Below are 19,022 nucleotides of genomic sequence, written 5' to 3' on the forward strand. Positions count from 1 at the left end.
TTTGCCTGACGGCAATAGCGATACGGTACCACCTGACTCCATTTCGAACTCAGAAGTGAAACGTATTAGCGGCGATGGTAGTGTGAGGTTTCCTCATGCGAGAGTAGCACACCGTCAGGCTCCCATTTACTGCGCAAGCAGGTAGAGAAGCCCGTCCTTGAGACGGGTTTTTTTATGCCTGAAGAAAAGAGATACCGGCCTACGCCGGTATGACGGTAGATTCCACACCCCGTCATTGCAGCGCAGTCGGTAGATTCCACACACCGTCATTACCGCGAAGGCGGTAATCTCACGCACACACCTCGGTGTATAAAAGCAGATACAGGCCTTCGCCGGCATGACGGTAGATGAGACACACTGTCATTACCGCGAAGGCGGTAATCTCATGCACACACCTCGGTGTATAAAAGCAGATACCGGCCTGCGCTGGCATGACGTTTCGGTGTGATACCGGCCTGCGCCGGTATGACGCTACATTAGGCACTTCGTCATTACCGCGAAGGCGGTAATCTCACGAACACACTTCGGTGTATAAAAGAGATACCGGCCTATGCCGGTATGACGTTTCGGTGTGATACCGACGGCTTACGCCGGCATGAAGGCAGACTAGCCTTAATCTAGGATAATACGAACAATCCTATTTAATTTGTCGCCAAGATCTATCGAAATGTTTAGGTTTAAAGCGTGGGATTCTGTATCACCCACATTTAGGTCAGATACTACAAGCAGAGGTTGAGCATGTTCTTGATCGTCGATATGCGACGCTACAGTAAAATAGGCAAATAGCGCGATGAATGAGACAACCGCCACTCTCTTAGTTTTTTTAGTTTTAGATTCGATTAAGGTCGACATAATTCCTCCATATTTCTTCTAGTAATTATCGTCTGATACGCGCAAAAAACAAACAGCAAAAGTAATGAAGTGTGTCAGTTCTAACTGGCATTAATATTTTGATACAAATACGGTAACGCTAATTGGTATATTGTGGAGGTGAAAGGCTAATTGGGGTTAGTAGGTATAAGTTTCTTTAGCTCTTCATAGCCAATGCGATTTTGCTGTGCATCTGCCACGTCCGTAATTCTAAGTACAGTAATACCACTGTAGTGAAGCGACAGGGCATCTTTTATATTATTCCAACCCCGCACGCTATAAACACCCGCAGCTAGTGCGTTTTCACCTTTAATAATCAGGTTTAGGTCTTGGGCTCCTTTGGCAACCCAACGCACTAATGACTTCGCCATACTATGAGCCGGAGCGTGAGCATTATCATTCATTTCTAATGCTGTGAAGTGAACGATTACCTCTCGTCCATAAGTCTTAGAAAAATCCGACGCAATGCTCAAAATATTGCTATAGCCCATGGCGTTACTATGATCGTATTGGGAGCTGGCAGGGATCAAGCCTGCTGCTATTTCAGCTGATCTTGCATTAGGTATTGTCTGAGCACTTTCGGGTATCTGCCAATGAATACCTGGTATCTTATAGCCTAGGCTTATATCTTTAAAATCGCCAGAAAAGGCCTTGTCAGCGATTGTAAGCATCTTAGTACCATGTTTGATTAAGGATTGGTGATACCAATTCAAATAATTATTAAGAGGCTGCTCAGCGCTGTCTAGGTGCTTATTTTTCGCAAACGCTATGTTTAGGGCATGATTATCTAAGGCGTTTTCAATAAGTAAATTGCCAGCACATGTTATTGTACAATTTCGGACATGCTTGGCCCGCCAAAGCTCTACGGCTTGCGGAGAAAGGCCTTGAATAGCACCCCGACTAGGATAAGCGCTATTTTTGTCGTGCCCATTGTATGAGGGATATCGAAGTTCTCCAGCAGGTCCCATCGATATGTTTATTTCTTGAATAAGTGTTTTGTATTCAGCAAACTCGGTCTGAAAGGCTATCATGAACTCTGCATATTGCTGATAAATCTGGTCTTGAGTAGCAGCGTCCACTAAAAAACTAAGGGTTTCTTGTGAGTAGTTTCCCTCTTCACTTTTAAACATGAGGGATTTTTTATCAACTAAGTGAAAATGCGTCCATACCCATTTCGGTATCGGTATATCGCAACTGTCACCAACGTTTCCACCGCACTGGTGAAAAGACATAATCGGTATCCAGTCAAGCCCTTGTTCCTGTATTATATTGGCTACTTTCCGGTAATAGGTCCAGTCAAAAATATTGTCACCTTTAGCTTCGACCATGCCCCACCAAATATCAACTGAAACACCTTTTACGCCTATTTGACGTGCTTCTCGAAGGTTATGCGTAAAATTATTCCAGTCAGCATCAGTTTCGAGTACAAGGGGGGCCATGACATTAAAAGTATACTCTTGTGAAGCAGTTGATTCAGCACCCGCGTCAAATAATGAGAGAAAACATAAAGCTGCAAAGATATAAGATTTCATAGGGTACTGTTGTAATCGTGTCGTATAAGCCCATACTTTAAAATAAGCAGCTTTAAGTCAATCTTTTTGAAGTAACTTCGTTATGAATACGGTTGCAATTTATGTCAGAGGGAAACGACCCGTTATACAATCTAAAATGTTTTGCTACCTTAATAGATAAAATACGTTACTATTTGTACTCGGTGCTCAACTAATCACCCTTACACTTTGGCGTTGCAAATAATTACTACAACTGTAATTACGAAAATGTCTTCAACGTATTAATCAATGCTTACTAAAGGTTTTAGGTGCAAGACTCTCTTCTACAGTATTTTGGTGAAAGTGAAATTTCCTTCGCAGGTTTTTCAGTCAAAACCCCAAGTGGTGATGTGACTAAGAATGGTGAATCGATCCACCTAGAGCCACAAGTCTTTACTTTTCTCTTATTACTCATTCGTCATAAAGAACACATCGTGTCACGAGACGAAATAGTGACTGAAGTATGGGCCGGTAAAAGTGCAAGCGATGATGCAATACGAGCGCTAGTTAAGAAGTTACGCATAGCCCTTGGAGATAACGCCAGAGCGCCAAAATTTGTAAAAACGGTCCCTTTGAAGGGCTACCTCTTTATAATGCCAGTTGAGATTACCTTTCATACTGATAAGTGGTGGCATCGTAAGTTTGTTATCTACGGAGCGGGGGCGCTGTTTGTTATCTTTCTAACATTACTGATACAAGCACAATTCGGTAGTTTCCAGTCACTTCCTCAAGAAGAGGATCGCATATTTACTTCGTCATTAATTATCACTGTTGAAGGAAGCGAAGTAAGTCCTCACTTGTCTGATAATGCAATGCTTGTTTTTTCCACTCAACCTCGTTTTGAAAACAGTCAACATTTGTATATCAAAGATTTAAACAAACGAGTTACAAAGCGCTTAACTTGGGGCACTGAGAGTTATGTTGGGGGTATTTTAAATGCTGATGGAACACAGCTCATCGCTACTAAACTTAGTGCAAATATGCGCAGCGCATCGGCAGGCTCTGAGGAATCCTCTCTGGTGTTATTTAACATCAGTGAACACTTGGCAATAGAGAGTACTGATACACTTAACTTTGACCCTTCGTTATTACTGCAACAGATTACGGTTCTGTCATATTCTAATGACAATGGCTATTTATATTTGTTTGGAGAGAGCCAACAGGATCAGAGCGAATCTGTTGCAACGTCTAATAACTACGGTCTTATTCGCTATCATATTGACAGCGGAAGTACTCATATTTTACCCGTGGCACTCCCAGAAAATACCAAGATAACTTTTGCAAAAGAATCGACAAATGATGATCTCTTAGCGCTTAGTGCGCAGTCCGAATCACAGAGTTTCCTTATTCTCTTTTCCAGAGTGCATAATGAGGTGATTCTTCAAAAAGAGGTGCCTTTAGGCATAAAGAATCTTTCATGGTCGCCTGATAATCGAAGCGTATCATTTGTCTCAAATGAAGGCATGCTCTTAAACTTTAACATTCAAAAGCAACGTGTCTATGAGTGGAAAGGTATACCTTTTAAGGTTGAGAATGTACTCGAACAATGCGGTGATTATTGTTTCACCGTAAAAGAAAAACCTAAACTATTGGTCGACATAACCGAAATTCCAATGCCTTTTTCGGGAGCGGCCAGTGTAAGCACGCTGCAAATTAATAGGGCGTCTACGGATGCTTTTCCGAATTACGCAAGCGATGACGCCTCGCTATACTTCGTATCCTCTAGTAATGGCACCTTAAGTTTAAATCGTTACAGTGATAATGATGCATATGAAAGCTTGATGGAGCTTCCAGGTTTTGATGACTTAAGCAGCTTTGCCGTGAGCTTTGATCATAGCTATGCAGTAGGTGAGTTAAACAAACGCATCTTTGTGCTTGATTTGAAAACCAATGCGCTGCGCTTTTTGACCCAACTCAGTCCAGCGTCGACAAGACCCGTTTGGTCACTAGATTCGAAACATATTTATGTGCAAGAGCGACGACTTGATCAACAGGAACAGCCGATAACTAGCACCTTAGTCTTCGATATAGCCACCAACAAGCAAAGCGAGATAGCACGGGGTTTTTCGTTATTGAGGCCTTTAAATGACAGTTTTTGGTTGGCAGTTGCTGAAAACAACACTGCTATTTTGTTACCTAGTTCGTATCTTCAGCAAGCCAGCAATAAAGGTGAAGTACTACTTGCCTCTTCATTACGTGAGCTATTTGCAAACGAGGATCTGCAGTTGGGGATGATTGATAATTTAATGCCGAACAACTTTAGTGTGGCCAACAACGCTTTATATTATTTTAGCTCTACTAACAACAACACGCACTTGCACAAAGTCTCATTAGCTGATGCCAACGATAAGGTACAATCAGAAAGCTACTCAATTGGCCGCAGACTTTTAATGCCACAGTTGAGTGTGAACAGCAATGCAACTAAGGTATTAATGGTAGAAGCGTCGCCAAGTCAAAGTCGTCTAATGAAAGTGGATGGCTTGCGTCTCGTGCCACAACGGATAAAGCGCGTAGTTAGCGAAACTCTCTAGACTTTAAATCAAGCTGTGTGAGTAGCTGAGTTTGATCAATAAGTTTGCCAGCAATAACGTGAGTTACACCACCATCACCTCGTTCTAGTATGCCTTTAACTTGTAAGATCTTTGCATTTAAATAGGCCTTCTTTTGTGCTCGCGCTGATGCTTGCCAAACTACAACGCTTATATTTCCACTAGGATCTTCTAAGGTAATAAAGGTAACACCTGCTGCTGTTCCCGGGCTTTGTTTACCAGTAACAAGGCCGACAACACTCACAAAAGCCTGATGAGGAACCTGGCATAATTCATTAGCCATCGTAAACTTTGGTAATAGGCTAGCATCTCTAAGCAAGGCGATAGGGTGTTGATTCACCGATAGCCCAGTGCTAGCGAAGTCTTCAACTAAATTATCGAATAAACTCGGTTGCTTTATTTCATCCTTGCTTTCATTTTGGCCTGTACTGTAGGCGTTAGCAAACAAGGGTAGTTCCTGAACCGAATCCATTAACTGCCATCTTGCTTCGTAACGATTGTTAGCGAGTACAGATAGTGCATTAGCGCTGGCTAGGGCTTGCAGGCACGATGAACTTAGTCCAAGCATGCGTATTTCCGCGATGTTTTGATAACCATTTTTAGGACGACTTTTAATAAGCGTATGAGCTGAAGCTGCTTTTAAGCCTTTTATTAAGCGTAAGCCCATTCGAATGGCATAGCCACCATGATATTGATACTTAAAGGATGTTTGATACTTGCCATAGCTCGATGAATTACAATCTTTCCGCTTAGCTGTCACTTTGATAGTTGAAGAGATACTCTCCAATTGATGGTCATAGCCAGAATGATTAATACAAAAATCGAGAATACTTACCTTATGTTGCTTGGCATCCTGGATAATTTGCGAGGGCGAATAAAAACCCATTGGTAGACTGTTTAAGAGGCCTACATAAAAAGCATCAGGGTAATAGTGCTTTAACCAAGCTGACACATAGGCCAATACAGCGAAAGAAGCTGAGTGTGACTCGGGAAAACCATAACCACCAAAGCCACAAATTTGCTCAAATAAACGCAAAGCATAGTCTATTGAATAACCACGTTGAGTCATGCCTTCAGTTAACTTATTTTTAAAACGATTCAGTTCACCATCCTTTTTCCAGCTAGCCATAGCTCGACGCAAAGCATCAGCTTCACCGCCACTAAAACCCGCCGCGACCATAGCTAGTTGAATAACTTGCTCTTGGAAAATAGGTACCCCCATGGTTCGTTCGAGTACTTTTTGAATCTCAGGTGATGGGTAGTCAAAGCGTTCTTTACCATCACGACGTAATAGATAAGGATGTACCATGTCACCTAAAATGGGTCCAGGGCGTACAATGGCAATTTGTACAACCAAGTCGTAATACGCGTTAGGTTTTAAACGAGGTAGCATACTCATTTGAGCACGAGACTCGATCTGAAATATACCGACTGTATCGGCCTGCTGTATTTGCGAGAACACTTGAGGATCGTCAGGTAAGCGAGTGATACAAGGAATGCTATATGTGTGCCCATAGTGTTTACTGATTAAGCTGAAGGTTTTGCGAATAGCGGTGAGCATTCCTAGTGCTAGAACATCAACTTTCAGCAGCTTTAAGGTTTCTAAGTCGTCTTTATCCCACTGAATCACAGTGCGCTCTGGCATCGAAGCGTTCTCAATAGGAACCATTTCATACAAAGGGCCTGCTGATATCACAAAGCCCCCAACATGTTGAGAAAGGTGGCGGGGAAAGCCAATAAGTTGTTCAACTAAATAGATAAAATGTTTACCCTTTGATGATTCTGGGCTAATCCCCAGTTCGCTAAGCTGCGATTGCCAACTTATTTCTCGATCTCGCCGATTAACATTCTTAATGAAATAATCGAGGTCGGTGCGGTTGATGCCAAGTACTTTACCCACTTCACGCAGGGCGCTTTTAAAACGGTAGCAGACCACAGTTGCTGCAATAGCAGTTCTTTCACGCCCGTACTTCTGGTAAATATACTGAATAATTTCTTCGCGTCGCTCGTGCTCAAAGTCAACATCGATATCAGGTGGCTCATTACGTTCTTTTGAAATGAAGCGCTCAAACAATACGTCGATTTGCCTAGGGTCGACCGCAGTTATTTCAAGGCAATAGCACACCACTGAATTGGCAGCAGAACCGCGACCTTGGTATAGAATATTCCGCTTTTTAGCAAACTGTACAATGTCGTAAATGGTTAAAAAGAAATACTCGTAAGCCTGTTCGTTGATTAACTTAAGCTCTTTTTCAATAATGGCTCTAATGCTTTTGTTAACACCATTTGGGAAGCGTTTATGAATACCTTTTTCAACGAGCTCCCTAAGATAAATTGCTGGCGTTGAGCCTGCCGGTAGGATCTCAGCTGGATATTGGTAAGCCAATTCCGACATATCAAAATGGCATAAGCTTGCCACAATAACGCTATTGTTAAGCCACTGAGCAGGATAGAGGTTAGCCAGTTTATTTAAGGGCCGTAAACAAGCTTCCTGATTTGATAGTGCCTCACGGCCAAGTTCGCTAATGAGCTTTCCTTCTCGGATCGCATGTTGGCAATGTTGCAATGCCTGCCTACTAGGATCGTGCATTAGGGCACATGAGCTCGCAATAATATCTAACTCATAGCGTTCAGCTAAATCTTCACAATGGCTTATATGATCATACTCGTTCGCGGTTAACCAGCGATGAATACACAGCCATGTTCGTTTTGGGTAATGCTTGTTCAGCCACCTTGCCCAACTGTGATCGCGTTCACGATTACTACTTGGAAGCCAAATACAAAGGCAATGCTTGATTGATTTGAGATCCCACTCACTTAACTGATAGTCGCCTTTTTCAGCACGTCTGCGAGCATTCGTAATAATCCGGCAACATTCGCTGTAGGCTTTTTTATTCGGACACAGCAGTACAATGGTATTACCTTCAAATATGAATTTACTGCCTACAATCATTTTAATCGGGAGGTGGTGACGAGTGATTTCGGCATAGGCTCTAACCACTCCGGCCATCGAGCATTCGTCGGTAATTGCTATGGCTTTGTATTGTAAAAAATAAGCTTGACGCACCATTTCTTCTGGATGTGATGCCCCTTCCAAAAATGAAAAATTAGTTTGGCAAACCAATTCGGCAAAGTCTATTTGAAGAGGAGCCCTAGATGAAGTAGCCATGCACATACCATTTATCTTGAGGGGTTCGAAATAGCCATAGTTGCTGACCTTTAGTATTTTGCGCTAAGAAATAGTCTCGTTCGATAGGAGCGTCATCCCACCACCCTGATGAAATGCGTTCCGGGCCATTCAATATGGTCACTTTGCTTGTTAGGGGGATTGGTTCTGATAGAAGCAGGCCTGGTCGGTCATTAAAAAGAGAGGGCGCACTACTATCTTTTGTCTGACTTACTTTCAACTGGGAGCCACTCGACTGCTTTTCAGATAAATACTGGTTCACATTTTCAGGGCGATAGTCGTCGCAATACTCCAATAAATTTACCTTTTGTTTACCCAGCTTTGCTCGTAAGCGTGACAATAGGGTCATTGCTGCAACATGAGTACTTTTTTCACTAAAAAAATCACTTTCACAAATATCTGCTTTCTCTATTTTTTCACAGCATAAGGTAATACCGTAAACCGCTGAGCTAAGCGATATACTTTCAAAGCGAAGGGCGATAATATCGAGCCAATCAGCGCTTTTATAAAGCGGTAAAGCACTATTTATCACCTGCTCAATGGGCTCGTGCTCACGTTGATGGAGTTGCAGTGAAATATTTAGCGCTAATGCGTTTCGCACCAATAAATATGACTCTAAGCCATCAAGACAGCGCTTAATAACGGGTAATAATTTGTCAATCAACTGGATGTCGTAGAGTAGTTCAAGGTAGTCGCGGTAAGTTTCAGGGGGTTGATAAAAGCACAGCTTTACCGGTGCTTCACCACGAAGCCCCGCAACAACGCTCACGCTGGCACGCGACAACCTACTTGCGAGTGCTGATATAGGCTGTATGAGTAAATTATCTAATGTTTTAATGCCTACTCGGTGTAATTTCTCAATATCTTTTTCATCGATATCACTTAACTGCAATGTGCACTTCTGTAGCCGACTACGTATCACCTCTTTATTGTCACTGATGAAACGCAGGTGATGCTTAGCCAATAATTTCGCTACGTTTACCGAGTATGCACTGGCGTAGTACATGCGGAAGTTGTATTTACTTAATACCTGTTCGAGCACATGCCAATACTCAGCCAAACCGCCATATAGCTTTAGCATGTTTTGCGCACGTAAATAAATGCCATAGGGTTCGTCGATAGCAATATCAGAAGTCACTAGGTACAAATCGTTTGCTAAGCGCTGAAGAGCTTGATTAGCGAACTCTTGTTTGTACTCAGTTATCACTAATTCATTCGACAATATACTGGCACTGGCTAGCCCCATTCCTAAACTTAAGCCCAAATTCTGAGCGGCCTGATTTAGTTGCACAACCTGATTGCTGCGTGGCTCATATATAATGCTCGGCTTTGTATCTACTTCATTTCTTTGAAGGTCGAGCTGTAAATTTGGAAGATACAAGTATATCCACAATGAAGAGGTGTCGAACTGCATACGTAGTAAGGCCTTATTTAATGCTTAGCATGCAAAGCAATAACATTACTTTGTGAAGCTTGCCTACCTTGCCGCATAGGAGATCCTAACTTGGACTTAAACGGCAGCTTTACCTTAAATGGAGGTAAAGGCCAGCCTACTTTTTGTTTGTTGATTTTCACCTGTATTTGCTCGTTTTGACGTTGCAGTGACAAGGACAAGCTAACTGGCAGGTTATCGCTTTGTTGCTGCGTACTCGTGAAAAAGAAGTTTAAGCATTGGCCTTTAATTGCTGCTAACTCTAATTTTTTAGCTTGCAGTTGTTGCAATGTAGCCTGCCATATAAAAACAGCACTACACGCTCCGCTCTTAGCGCATTGCTCTGCACTCCATAAAGCTTCGTCACTGCTATCAGCTTGAATAATCAGTACCCGCTCTAGCGCTATGCCTTCGTTTAATAGAAACTCAGAGTTCAATAAATGTGGCGGTGTAATAAACACACATAAACGAGCGTCTTTTTGCATGTTCACCAAAGCAGGCAGTACTAAGCGAAGCTCGCCACAACCTGTTAAAGATGAAACATGCACAAGACCTGCCTGTGGAAAACCACCATGCAAAGCCTTATCCAACTTATGATAGCCCGTAGCAACGCGTTCCTTATGTTGATCTAGGCTAGAAGCTGTCCACACAAGTTGTTTTTTCTGTAAATCATGTAGAAGAGATTTCATCGCAACCTAATCATTATTAGCTTATATGTATATTTATACAGTATAAATATTTATGTTTGATGATCAAGGAATTGTTTTGTTGAAGGCGTTTGAAGCCGCATTCTGAAAATTAAGCCAATGATTTGTATATTTATTTTTATAGAGCGAGAGCTTTTGTTGGTGAGTGTTTGTGGATTTAAGTACTTTGCATTTATTACATAGCTTGTTACTGTGTATTTACTCCATACTAATTCGTAAATCTTATACGAGTTAAACTTAGTCTTTAAATAGCTTTCACGTTAGCTATGAATAAGGATACCCTGCAACATATGAAAAATAGCAAAGCAAACTATTTGATTGTTTTATATGTTACCGAAGAAGAAAGTGACAAAGTTGTTTTCGATAAAGTTAATGAAAACTTTACTCATTGTCGAACTTGCTCAAGCCTTAAAGAGCTTTGTATGCTGTTGGTCGAAACTAGCACCCCCAAAATTTTGTTAATGACGGGCGATAGCTTAGAAAACAGCCTGATTAATTATTACCGCTGCTTGGATGCGGTATCCAATCGTAAAACTTGTCAACACAGAGTTGTATCCTTGATTCCTCGCAAATTTGAGAGGGAAGCATTTGAAGCTCACCGTTGTTTAGCGATTGATGATTACCTAGTCTCTCGGCCAATATTTGAACTGCACCGTATCGTTCTTATTTGTGAACATTTGCTAATAGAACTGGGAATTGCGGCAAATAAAGGCATTCAGAATAAGGTGACAAGTGCTCTAAAGAATTTAGTTAATGACAAATATGCAGCATTAATAGAAAAAGCACTAAATAAAAAAGCGCTCATGCAGCAAGAATTTGAAAATACGATCAGTGAGATTGAGTCGAGCTTAGATGATGCGGCAGCTAAAATTCAAAAGCACCAAAGTGTTAAACTTGATATAGAAAAACTAAGAGAGACACTTTCATCAATAAAATCAGATGAAATTCGCCCTGAGTTGTTAATGTTGCAACAAAAAACGATTTCTTTGTTAGAGAAGGCAATCGATCAAGATGATACGAATAAAGATGAAGAGCAAGCAGATACACAAACTCCGGAATTTAATCGCCTGTACAAACAGGACGTGGATGTTGAAAAGCTACTCAGCCGTGACGGAAAACCGAAAGTCTTGTTAGTTGAAGATGATCTCATCAGCCAGCAACTTACTTTACGCTTATTGCATGCATATGAAATAGATGTAGAGGTTGCTAAAAATGGGCGAGTTGCTTTGGCAAATATTAGCACCTGTAAGTATGACCTAATTTTGATGGATATTAATTTACCAGATACAAACGGTATTTATATTGTAAGTCAGACACAAAATCACGCTAATATAAACCACAATACACCTGTGATCATGTTAACCGGTATGAAACAAAAAAGTACTGTGAAAGAAGCACTGGAGCGAGGAGCAAAGGGTTACGTTGTTAAGCCAATTACCAAATCAACGATCAGTAAAATACTCACTAAATTTGCTCTAATTGATAATTAGAAGGGTAAATGCACATATGGTCTTTAACAAGAACCACTGGTCTTAAACTAGTAGATTTAACTCATTACAAACTGCTCTGCATCTGATTTGCCCATGCTGCTGCTTCGTAATACATGCTGAATAGGTCCTCATTCGAGGTATTAATTTTTTTGGCAAACTCATCAATCTTTCTCCAATCAGCAGTTTCAAATGCAACACATAGCTGGAACTGCTGGGCTAGCTCATCCTCAACTTCTCGTTTGCATAACACATCGGTGATGATCTCGCTGAAGGGTAACTTTTCTAAGACTTGTTCCATGGGCATGTCGAGCAAGGCATCGGTGCGTGAAAATAAGCCCAAGATAAAGCTATTGGGTGGATCTTCAGACTGCCCCATTTTAGTATTGATTAACTTACAAAACTGGGCTCGCGTAAGGCTAGATAGCAAAAGATCTTCAGGTTTGTTGCCCTTGAGGTTGGCTAAGGTGAGTAGCGCAATGAACTTCTTTAGTTCAACGTGGCCCAAAAACTTCAAGGCATGAGAAAGTGATTCAATTTTATTACGTTTGTTTACGCTAGGGTTGTTAATAAAACGCATTAGCTTGAAGGTAAGCCCAAGGTCTCTTTCAAAAATCTCTGTGATTTTTGCTACATCAAGCTCAGTTGACACGCTAATACGCAAAAGCTCTATCACTGAATTAACCGACACATCAATATGCTTGTGCTTGACTACTTCTGGTTTCGATAGAAAATAGCCTTGAAAATAATGAAACCCCGCTGCTTTAAAGCGTTCAAATTCCTCGTGGGTTTCTACCCGTTCAGCAATGAGTATTTTGCCTTCATCAGCAAACTGCTGAAGCCTTTTAACAATCACGGGGTTATCTAAATCGATTACTTCCACCTCAAATTTAATAAAGTGAATATAGGGCATCAATGCTTCCCAGTGCTCTGAAAAATCATAATCATCGAGGGCCATTTTATAGCCTAACTCGTTAATTTGAGCACAAGCTTTTACGAGCTCATCAGTGACTGCTACGGTTTCAACGATTTCAATAACGACATTTTGGGGATCGAGAGTTGATGGGAAGCGATAGATCAGGGTGTCGGTATGAAAATTAATAAATGCAGGTTTGTTAAAGGTAATGTTTTCAACGCCAATACTCAGATGGCTGGATGCAAGCATACTGCTAGTTGCTTCATCAGGGGAAATATCTGGAAAGCAGTTCTTAATGCCATCTCTGAACAATAGTTCATAGCCATATACGCGTTTTTCGGTGTCGTAAATTGCTTGTCGAGCTACATATGCAAACATTGATTACCTTTTGTAATACGTTGTTACTGGAAGAATATAAACATGTATCGACCAAATAAGGAATAGGGCAAGCCCTAAATTCGGCAACTTTGCTCTTTTATTGTGCACTTAGCGCACAATAAACAACCTTGCTCTTATAAACAAAGTTCATTACATTAAATCTAAGCTACATCATGAATACAAAATTAGACTTTACGCTATTTTTGTTAGCCCAAACAACACCACGCCAACATCGACAAGGACTTAGCATTTATGGCTTCACCATCCTCAGTTAAAAGAGAACCGCAGCCAGCTCGAAACACAGATGCATCATCATCTAGTGTCAATCTTGGTCGGCTATTTCTTGGTTTATTAGGTGTAGGCTCAGGTAGTTCTGTACTTGCCTTTTTAAGCGGCGATGAAAGTAATAAAAGCGATATGCTGCAGCCAACACTTGGTGAGTTTCTGTCTCATAATGTAGGGCGTGTTATCGACGGCTATCAGCATATTGTGACTTTCTTTGCTAGCATGGATCTAAGCACTGCTGGGAGTTTAGCCGCAGTTACTCTTGCTCTGTTTGCTAAACTTTATAATCGTCGAATAACCACCACAGTGGCACAAAAACAATACTTCGACGGTAGCACAGCTGGGGCCATTCCTCATACTAGAATTGGTTACAGTGATCGTATGTCTTACATTATGGGTGAGCTTGCGGAACTCGCTTATATACCCGCAGAAAATGTGTCTCATGCACTTGCCCCAGTGATAAATCCATTACGTGAGTGGCAGCAAGGAGCTGAATTGAGTGAACAAAAGCAAACCCAGCTAAATCAACTTTTAGATTCATTTTCCTTTCCTCAAAGTTCTTATCAGGATGCACTATTAGCGGGCTTGCGCAAAGGTGAGCTAGAGTATGTTGGCCCGTATTTAAGCAACCAAACGGTAGACTTAACGCAGCACCAAACACCCAATATTATCAGCAAGCTTAGCGCCCAGGGTTATGTGAGTTTACATAGAAATATCGACACGAAGAAAAGCTTTATTGTTGTTGCCTTTCGTGGTTCCGAAGTTAATGTTGAGGATTGGTTAACGAATGCTAATGCAAAACCACTTGCTGACGATGAATTAGCGGCTGCAGATGCCAAACTGACTTCCTTGCGTGAAAAATATGGCTTCACTATCAGTAATAATAGAATAGGCCGAGTGCATAGTGGCTTCTATGGTGCGTTTTTAGCTTTGGCGCCCCAGCTAATGAAAAATATCTACGAAGCTAAGCAAGCCTTAGGGCATGAACACTGCCCGGTTTTCTTCACAGGGCATTCTTTAGGCGGCGCTATTGCTACGATTGCGGCACGAGAGTTGCTTCCCGATAGTAACGGTGCCGTTTATAGCTTTGGTGCGCCCCGAGTCGCTGACTACAACTACTTCAACGGTATGAAGACACCCATATTTCGTATCGTCAATTCCAGCGATGTTGTACCTCGAGTGCCACCGGGGGTTTTTGCTCCCATTTTTAAGCTGCCCATATATGCTGTGCGGTGGATATTTGCAATTCGCCAAGGAGTCGAAAATAAACAACATCCGTTTATTGCTAATGTATTAGCGAAGGCTGAACAATTTTTTGATGATCTGTCTTACTACCGCCATTATGGCGATTTACGGTATTTAACCGACGTTGCTGATTCGAAAGAAATTAAGCCTGATATTTTGAGTAACCCATCGAAATTTGATCAAATATTTTGGTTCTGCACATCAGTCGGCGCATCGTTTGGCAAACCGGTGAGAAGTCATTCCATGCAAATTTATCGAAATAAACTGAAAAATATTGCGTTGGCTAGAAACAGCCAATAGGAGATAAGCCTCGATTGAGGCTTATTAAGACATCTTGATATTATGTTTTTTGCAATATAGCACTAAGTCTACTTGCTGTTCGAAGGCGCGCTCTAACATGTCGCGAGCATGACTTGCGACATCTCGGTTATCATCTTTCAGTAACTCAACCCAAGTTTTAACAAGGGCAAGTGGTGGAGCAGATAAAGCTTGTTGTGGCATATAGTTCTCGTTGGCACTATTGTGAGCAAGTTGAGTTTAATAATCTTTGCTTGCTGGTGCGATTAATCAGCCGCTAAGTTTACACCGTGTTAAAAACGATGCGCAATTAGAAAATGGTGAAACTTTTATTACTAAATGTTTCTGAATATTCTTTCTTGATAAAAGTGAATATTAAATCAACGATTCGTTCTAATATTTGAATGTAACGCTATAATCGTAGTTAATAAGAGCTTGCATATCGCTTTGAGCGCTAACCAGACATTACTTAGAAAATAAAATAATCATGAAAAAAGAATTCAATGTTCCTCATACTTTAGTACTTTTGCTAGGCATGATGCTGGTGGCTTATATCGCTACTTGGCTAGTGCCTCAGGGCTTTTTTGATACGGTCACGCTGGAAAACGGCCGTGAAGCAGTTGTTGCTGGCACTTACAGCCTTTCTACAACACAAGTACATCTATCTCCTCTCGATTTTTTAGTAGCGATACCGCGTGCGCTTGCCGCAGCCCAAGATGTTATTTTCTTCGTATTTATTGTGGGTGGCGTATTGGCAATTGCCAGAGCAACAGGAGCAATTGACGCTTTAATTGGCAGCTTGTTAAAGGGCTTTGGGCATAAGCCATACATGCTCATATTTATGGTTATTTTTGTCTTTGCTCTGGCTTCAGGTGCTATTGGCACTGCAGGTGAATATATTCCCTTTGTACTTATTCTTGTTGGCTTGTGTAAAGCGATGCGTTTAGATGCCATGACCGCAGTTGGTATGGTGGTTACTGGCTACGGTATTGGTTATGGGGTATCTGCCTTTAGCCCATTTACCGTTATGGTGGCACAAAAAGTCGCAGGTGTACCTTTGTATTCAGGCATTGAGCTGCGTCTCGCTATTTTTCTTCCCTTCGTGTTGATCGGTTTTCATCATGTGTGGAAATACGCAAAAATGGTCCAGGCTGATCCGTCGAGGTCGTATGTTAAAGATGTCGCATGTCCCTTAGGCGATAACGAATTGCATGATTACCCAGCATTGAATATTCGTCATAAGCTTATTTTACTTGGCTTGGTCGTCACAGTGGGCGCAGCAGTGTGGGGAATCTCTACCAAAGGCTGGTATTTGTATGAACTTGGCGCCCTGTTTATTTTGTGGGGTATTTTTACCGCAGTGGTAGGTAAGTTAAGCCCTGATACGGCTTCAAATAAGTTTATTGAAGGTGTTCAAGATCTCGCAACAACGGCAATTTTGATTGGTGTCGCGCGAGGGATTGCACTGATAATGGAAGACGGGCAAATACTACATACTCTTGTGTATGGAATGTCGGAACCTCTTTCCTATCTCGGTGCAGAGCTTGCTGCTGTCGGTATGTTTGCCATGCAAACATTGCTTAACTTATTCATTCCGTCGGGCAGTGGCCAGGCTTATGTCACCATGCCCTTGATGGCGCCGGTGGGCGATTTAATTGGTGTCAATCGCCAAATTGCAGTGTTGGCTTACCAGTTTGGTGATGGCTTCTCGAATATGATCATTCCAACCAATGCGGTTTTAATGGGCATTATCGGTATGGCGGGTGTGCCATATCATGCATGGTTTAAATTCTGTTTTCCGCTTATTTTAAAGCTTATGTTTGCCGCTTCAATCGTGTTAGTGCTAGCGGTCGTTTTCGACTACGGTGCTGATGTGCAACCTGTATTAAACAGCCTCAATTGATTTAACGCTATTAGCAATGAATAAGGATGATATATGACCCTTGGTGTCGGCGGTTCAAGTCAACAAAATGCCTTAGATTCTTTAAGCAATATGACCAAGCAGGTAAGCGCGATTTCGCTGGGCGAATATCAGTCGCGTGTCGCTATGGCTCAGCGTTTGATGAAAGACAAGAATATTGATGCATTGTACTTGAACGCGGGCACTAACTTAGAATATTTCACTGGTTTGCGTTGGTACGCAAGTGAGCGTTTGGTTGGGGCTGTGCTGCTTCAGGACGGGACGCTTACGCTAATTGCCCCTGCCTTCGAGCGTGGTTCATTAGAGCAGGCCGCGGTTGTCGAGCTTGACATGCTGCTTTGGGAAGAGCATGAAGCTCCGACTGATATCTTGCTATCTTTTGTGGCTGATAAAGCCGGTGTCGGCACTACCTTAGCCATCGATGAGTCGACAGCTTTCGCGCTGGTGTCAAAACTCTACAAAAATACCCAAAATATCTCATTGTGTGATGGTGCCTTGATTACAGCTCAATGCCGCATGCACAAATCAACTCAAGAGTTAGCACTTATTCAAACGGCCATGGATATGACACTCGACGTACATAAGGCCACCGCGTCGATGCTACATGAGGGTATAACAACTGCTGAGGTGAGAGCTTTTATCCACGAAGCTCATCAAAAAGTGGGCGCTTCGGGTTCTTATTTCTGCATAGTATTATTTGGTCAAGCTACTGCTTATCCGCATGGAGTGAACTATGAACAGACGCTTCACAAAGATGATTGGGTATTGATTGATACTGGTTGCAAACTCCATGGCTATCATTCTGATATCACTCGCACCTATGCTTTTGGTGAGGCAAGTGCTGAGCAGCGTAAGTTTTGGAACTACGAAAAAAGCCTTCAAGTCACTGCATTTCAAGCTGCAAAAATTGGTAATCCTTGTGGCTCAGTAGATGACGCAGTCCGTGTACAGCTACAAAACTTGAATTTAGCGTCTGACTATAAATTACCAGGTGTTCCCCATAGAACGGGTCATGGCATCGGCATGGATATTCACGAATGGCCGTATTTGGTTGGCTCTGATAAAACACCATTAGCAGCGGGGATGTGTTTTAGTAATGAGCCTATGGTAATTAAGCCGGAATGCTTTGGTGTACGTCTTGAAGATCATTTTTATATGACTGAGTTAGGGCCGAAGTGGTTCACGCAACCCTCAGGTAGCTTGGATGACCCCTTTAATTTAGCGACAGTTTAGGGGTCGCAGCCCCTTAGTTCTGTGTTGACGATGGCGCTAGTTTTTGCACTTGCTCGTCGCTAAGCACCTTCTTAAACTTATCCTCTAGCTTCCAGTCATTGCGTTGTTGCTTTTGCACTAACAAATTTTCAAATAGCGTGTTTTGTAGCTTTTGTAACGCGGGATCTTCAGAGGCATTTCGTGTTAGTACTTCTGCTGCCTGAGCCTCTGTTGCCGGTGCTGCTGTGAGCCCATCAGTCGCACTCTGTAGCCTCGAACTAGAAACCCTGATCACTTCAAGGGCTTCGATGCTTTCACTGTCTTTAATACCTAAAAGTGACGCTAACTGAGCATATGATTGCTTAATAGCATTGTCTATTAGGGCTAGCTGCTCAGGGCTTGAGTCGCTAAATTCGCTAAGCGCCTCGGGCTCAGCCAATAACTCGGCTTCAGACGCTAAGGCAGCCAGTTGCTCTTTTTCACTCTGCAACTCTGAATCAATCATGCGCGCCACTTCTTGTTGCTGCTCGTCGGATAATTTTTTTGCTCGTAGCGCTAACTCATTTGCCGTGTTGTTTTCTCTTAGCACAAGCAAAGCTTCCAACTGTTGTGTTGCCCTTTGCTTTTGCTCCTTACTCAAAGGCAGATCTTCCATGTTTGTCTCCAAAGCATCGTCACTCATGCTTAGCGCCAAGGTATCATCAACCTCGCTTGGTTCTAGGGCGAAATCTGTGTCAGCTTGTTCGTATGTCGTTAGTGTAATTGCGACTAAAATCAATGCTGCCGCTATCGAACCGCTGAAAGGCCATTTACTCCAATATTTGGCTTTTGCCCTACGCGGCCTTGGTTCTTTCGCCGCTAGTTCATTTGCGGCCATTTTTAAAACTGCCGCGTCGACACAGGTTGATGCTTCGGCTTTTTCCAGTTTGTGATATAGGGATGATACTGCCTGTTCTTCTGAGTGTTGGGAGTGCTGACGACTCATA

Annotated in this window: 13 protein-coding genes and 1 rRNA gene; 6 read left to right on the forward strand and 8 right to left on the reverse strand. The window is 42.2% G+C overall.

Features of this window, described 5'->3' with window-relative positions; translation table 11 throughout:
- Positions 1 to 4: 4 nt before the first annotated feature.
- Positions 5 to 120 (forward strand): 5S ribosomal RNA (rrf, locus tag ISG33_RS07950).
- Between the two features lie 492 nt (positions 121 to 612).
- Here rrf and ISG33_RS07955 read toward each other — a convergent pair.
- Both ISG33_RS07955 and ISG33_RS07960 read right to left on the reverse strand, forming a co-directional pair.
- The gene (locus tag ISG33_RS07955) at positions 613 to 852 is read right to left on the reverse strand and encodes a hypothetical protein (protein ID WP_195733088.1); all 240 of its coding nucleotides are present in this window, start codon (positions 850 to 852) and stop codon (positions 613 to 615) included.
- Between the two features lie 146 nt (positions 853 to 998).
- On the reverse strand, positions 999 to 2,402 hold the full coding sequence (locus ISG33_RS07960) for a family 14 glycosylhydrolase (protein ID WP_195733089.1): 1,404 nt from the start codon (positions 2,400 to 2,402) through the stop codon (positions 999 to 1,001).
- A 287-nt stretch (positions 2,403 to 2,689) separates the two neighbouring features.
- Between ISG33_RS07960 and ISG33_RS07965 the strand changes: the two genes are divergently transcribed.
- Positions 2,690 to 4,951, forward strand: a complete 2,262-nt coding sequence (locus ISG33_RS07965) for a winged helix-turn-helix domain-containing protein (RefSeq protein ID WP_195733090.1) — start codon at positions 2,690 to 2,692, stop codon at positions 4,949 to 4,951.
- On the opposite strand, the gene ISG33_RS07970 is transcribed toward ISG33_RS07965, so the two are convergent.
- Genes ISG33_RS07970 through imuA form a run of 3 tightly spaced genes read right to left on the reverse strand, consistent with a single transcriptional unit; the run spans position 4,935 to position 10,277 of the window.
- The gene (locus ISG33_RS07970) at positions 4,935 to 8,138 is read right to left on the reverse strand and encodes an error-prone DNA polymerase (protein ID WP_229333502.1); all 3,204 of its coding nucleotides are present in this window, start codon (positions 8,136 to 8,138) and stop codon (positions 4,935 to 4,937) included. The two genes, ISG33_RS07965 and ISG33_RS07970, sit on opposite strands and share 17 nt — an antisense overlap.
- Positions 8,122 to 9,570 carry a Y-family DNA polymerase gene (locus ISG33_RS07975; protein ID WP_195733091.1) on the reverse strand — a complete coding sequence of 483 codons (1,449 nt, stop codon included), beginning with the start codon at positions 9,568 to 9,570 and terminating at the stop codon, positions 8,122 to 8,124. Before ISG33_RS07975 ends, ISG33_RS07970 begins: the two co-directional genes overlap by 17 nt.
- A 17-nt stretch (positions 9,571 to 9,587) precedes the next feature.
- Positions 9,588 to 10,277 (reverse strand): translesion DNA synthesis-associated protein ImuA, encoded by a 690-nt coding sequence (gene imuA, locus ISG33_RS07980; RefSeq protein ID WP_195733092.1) that lies wholly within the window; start codon positions 10,275 to 10,277, stop codon positions 9,588 to 9,590.
- Between the two features lie 308 nt (positions 10,278 to 10,585).
- Here imuA and ISG33_RS07985 point away from each other — a divergent pair, with 308 nt between their 5' ends.
- Positions 10,586 to 11,785: a response regulator gene (locus ISG33_RS07985; protein ID WP_195733093.1), complete on the forward strand. Its 1,200-nt coding sequence runs from the start codon at positions 10,586 to 10,588 to the stop codon at positions 11,783 to 11,785.
- Between the two features lie 64 nt (positions 11,786 to 11,849).
- Here ISG33_RS07985 and ISG33_RS07990 read toward each other — a convergent pair whose 3' ends face one another.
- Positions 11,850 to 13,076, reverse strand: a complete 1,227-nt coding sequence (locus tag ISG33_RS07990; RefSeq protein WP_195733094.1) for an EAL and HDOD domain-containing protein — start codon at positions 13,074 to 13,076, stop codon at positions 11,850 to 11,852.
- Between the two features lie 252 nt (positions 13,077 to 13,328).
- On the opposite strand from ISG33_RS07990, the gene ISG33_RS07995 reads away from it, so the two are divergent.
- Positions 13,329 to 14,906, forward strand: a complete 1,578-nt coding sequence (locus ISG33_RS07995) for a lipase family protein (protein WP_195733095.1) — start codon at positions 13,329 to 13,331, stop codon at positions 14,904 to 14,906.
- Between the two features lie 24 nt (positions 14,907 to 14,930).
- On the opposite strand, the gene ISG33_RS08000 is transcribed toward ISG33_RS07995, so the two are convergent.
- Positions 14,931 to 15,107 carry a hypothetical protein gene (locus ISG33_RS08000; protein WP_195733096.1) on the reverse strand — a complete coding sequence of 59 codons (177 nt, stop codon included), beginning with the start codon at positions 15,105 to 15,107 and terminating at the stop codon, positions 14,931 to 14,933.
- A 283-nt stretch (positions 15,108 to 15,390) separates the two neighbouring features.
- Between ISG33_RS08000 and ISG33_RS08005 the strand changes: the two genes are divergently transcribed.
- Together ISG33_RS08005 and ISG33_RS08010 are read left to right on the forward strand one after the other, a co-directional pair.
- Complete coding sequence (locus ISG33_RS08005; RefSeq protein ID WP_195733097.1) at positions 15,391 to 16,806, forward strand: YfcC family protein; 1,416 nt, start codon at positions 15,391 to 15,393, stop codon at positions 16,804 to 16,806.
- 33 nt (positions 16,807 to 16,839) lie between these two features.
- Positions 16,840 to 18,057, forward strand: a complete 1,218-nt coding sequence (locus ISG33_RS08010) for a M24 family metallopeptidase (RefSeq protein WP_195733098.1) — start codon at positions 16,840 to 16,842, stop codon at positions 18,055 to 18,057.
- A gap of 13 nt (positions 18,058 to 18,070) precedes the next feature.
- Here ISG33_RS08010 and ISG33_RS08015 read toward each other — a convergent pair whose 3' ends face one another.
- Positions 18,071 to 19,021 (reverse strand): hypothetical protein, encoded by a 951-nt coding sequence (locus ISG33_RS08015; RefSeq protein WP_195733099.1) that lies wholly within the window; start codon positions 19,019 to 19,021, stop codon positions 18,071 to 18,073.
- Between the last annotated feature and the right edge of the window lies 1 nt (position 19,022).

Origin of the sequence: Marinibium conchae (assembly GCF_015595035.1) — a bacterium.
Taxonomy (GTDB): Bacteria; Pseudomonadota; Gammaproteobacteria; order Enterobacterales; family Alteromonadaceae; genus Glaciecola.

Bases quoted from the DNA above. Each gene is read 5' to 3' on its own strand.
- ISG33_RS07970 (WP_229333502.1), bottom strand. From the start codon at position 8,138: ATGGCTACTTCATCTAGGGCTCCTCTTCAAATAGACTTTGCCGAATTG.
- ISG33_RS07985 (WP_195733093.1), top strand. From the start codon at position 10,586: ATGAAAAATAGCAAAGCAAACTATTTGATTGTTTTATATGTTACCGAA.
- ISG33_RS07975 (WP_195733091.1), bottom strand. From the start codon at position 9,570: ATGCAGTTCGACACCTCTTCATTGTGGATATACTTGTATCTTCCAAAT.
- ISG33_RS08000 (WP_195733096.1), bottom strand. From the start codon at position 15,107: ATGCCACAACAAGCTTTATCTGCTCCACCACTTGCCCTTGTTAAAACT.
- ISG33_RS08005 (WP_195733097.1), top strand. From the start codon at position 15,391: ATGAAAAAAGAATTCAATGTTCCTCATACTTTAGTACTTTTGCTAGGC.
- ISG33_RS07955 (WP_195733088.1), bottom strand. From the start codon at position 852: ATGTCGACCTTAATCGAATCTAAAACTAAAAAAACTAAGAGAGTGGCG.
- ISG33_RS07990 (WP_195733094.1), bottom strand. From the start codon at position 13,076: ATGTTTGCATATGTAGCTCGACAAGCAATTTACGACACCGAAAAACGC.
- ISG33_RS07995 (WP_195733095.1), top strand. From the start codon at position 13,329: ATGGCTTCACCATCCTCAGTTAAAAGAGAACCGCAGCCAGCTCGAAAC.
- ISG33_RS08010 (WP_195733098.1), top strand. From the start codon at position 16,840: ATGACCCTTGGTGTCGGCGGTTCAAGTCAACAAAATGCCTTAGATTCT.
- imuA (WP_195733092.1), bottom strand. From the start codon at position 10,277: ATGAAATCTCTTCTACATGATTTACAGAAAAAACAACTTGTGTGGACA.
- ISG33_RS08015 (WP_195733099.1), bottom strand. From the start codon at position 19,021: ATGAGTCGTCAGCACTCCCAACACTCAGAAGAACAGGCAGTATCATCC.
- ISG33_RS07960 (WP_195733089.1), bottom strand. From the start codon at position 2,402: ATGAAATCTTATATCTTTGCAGCTTTATGTTTTCTCTCATTATTTGAC.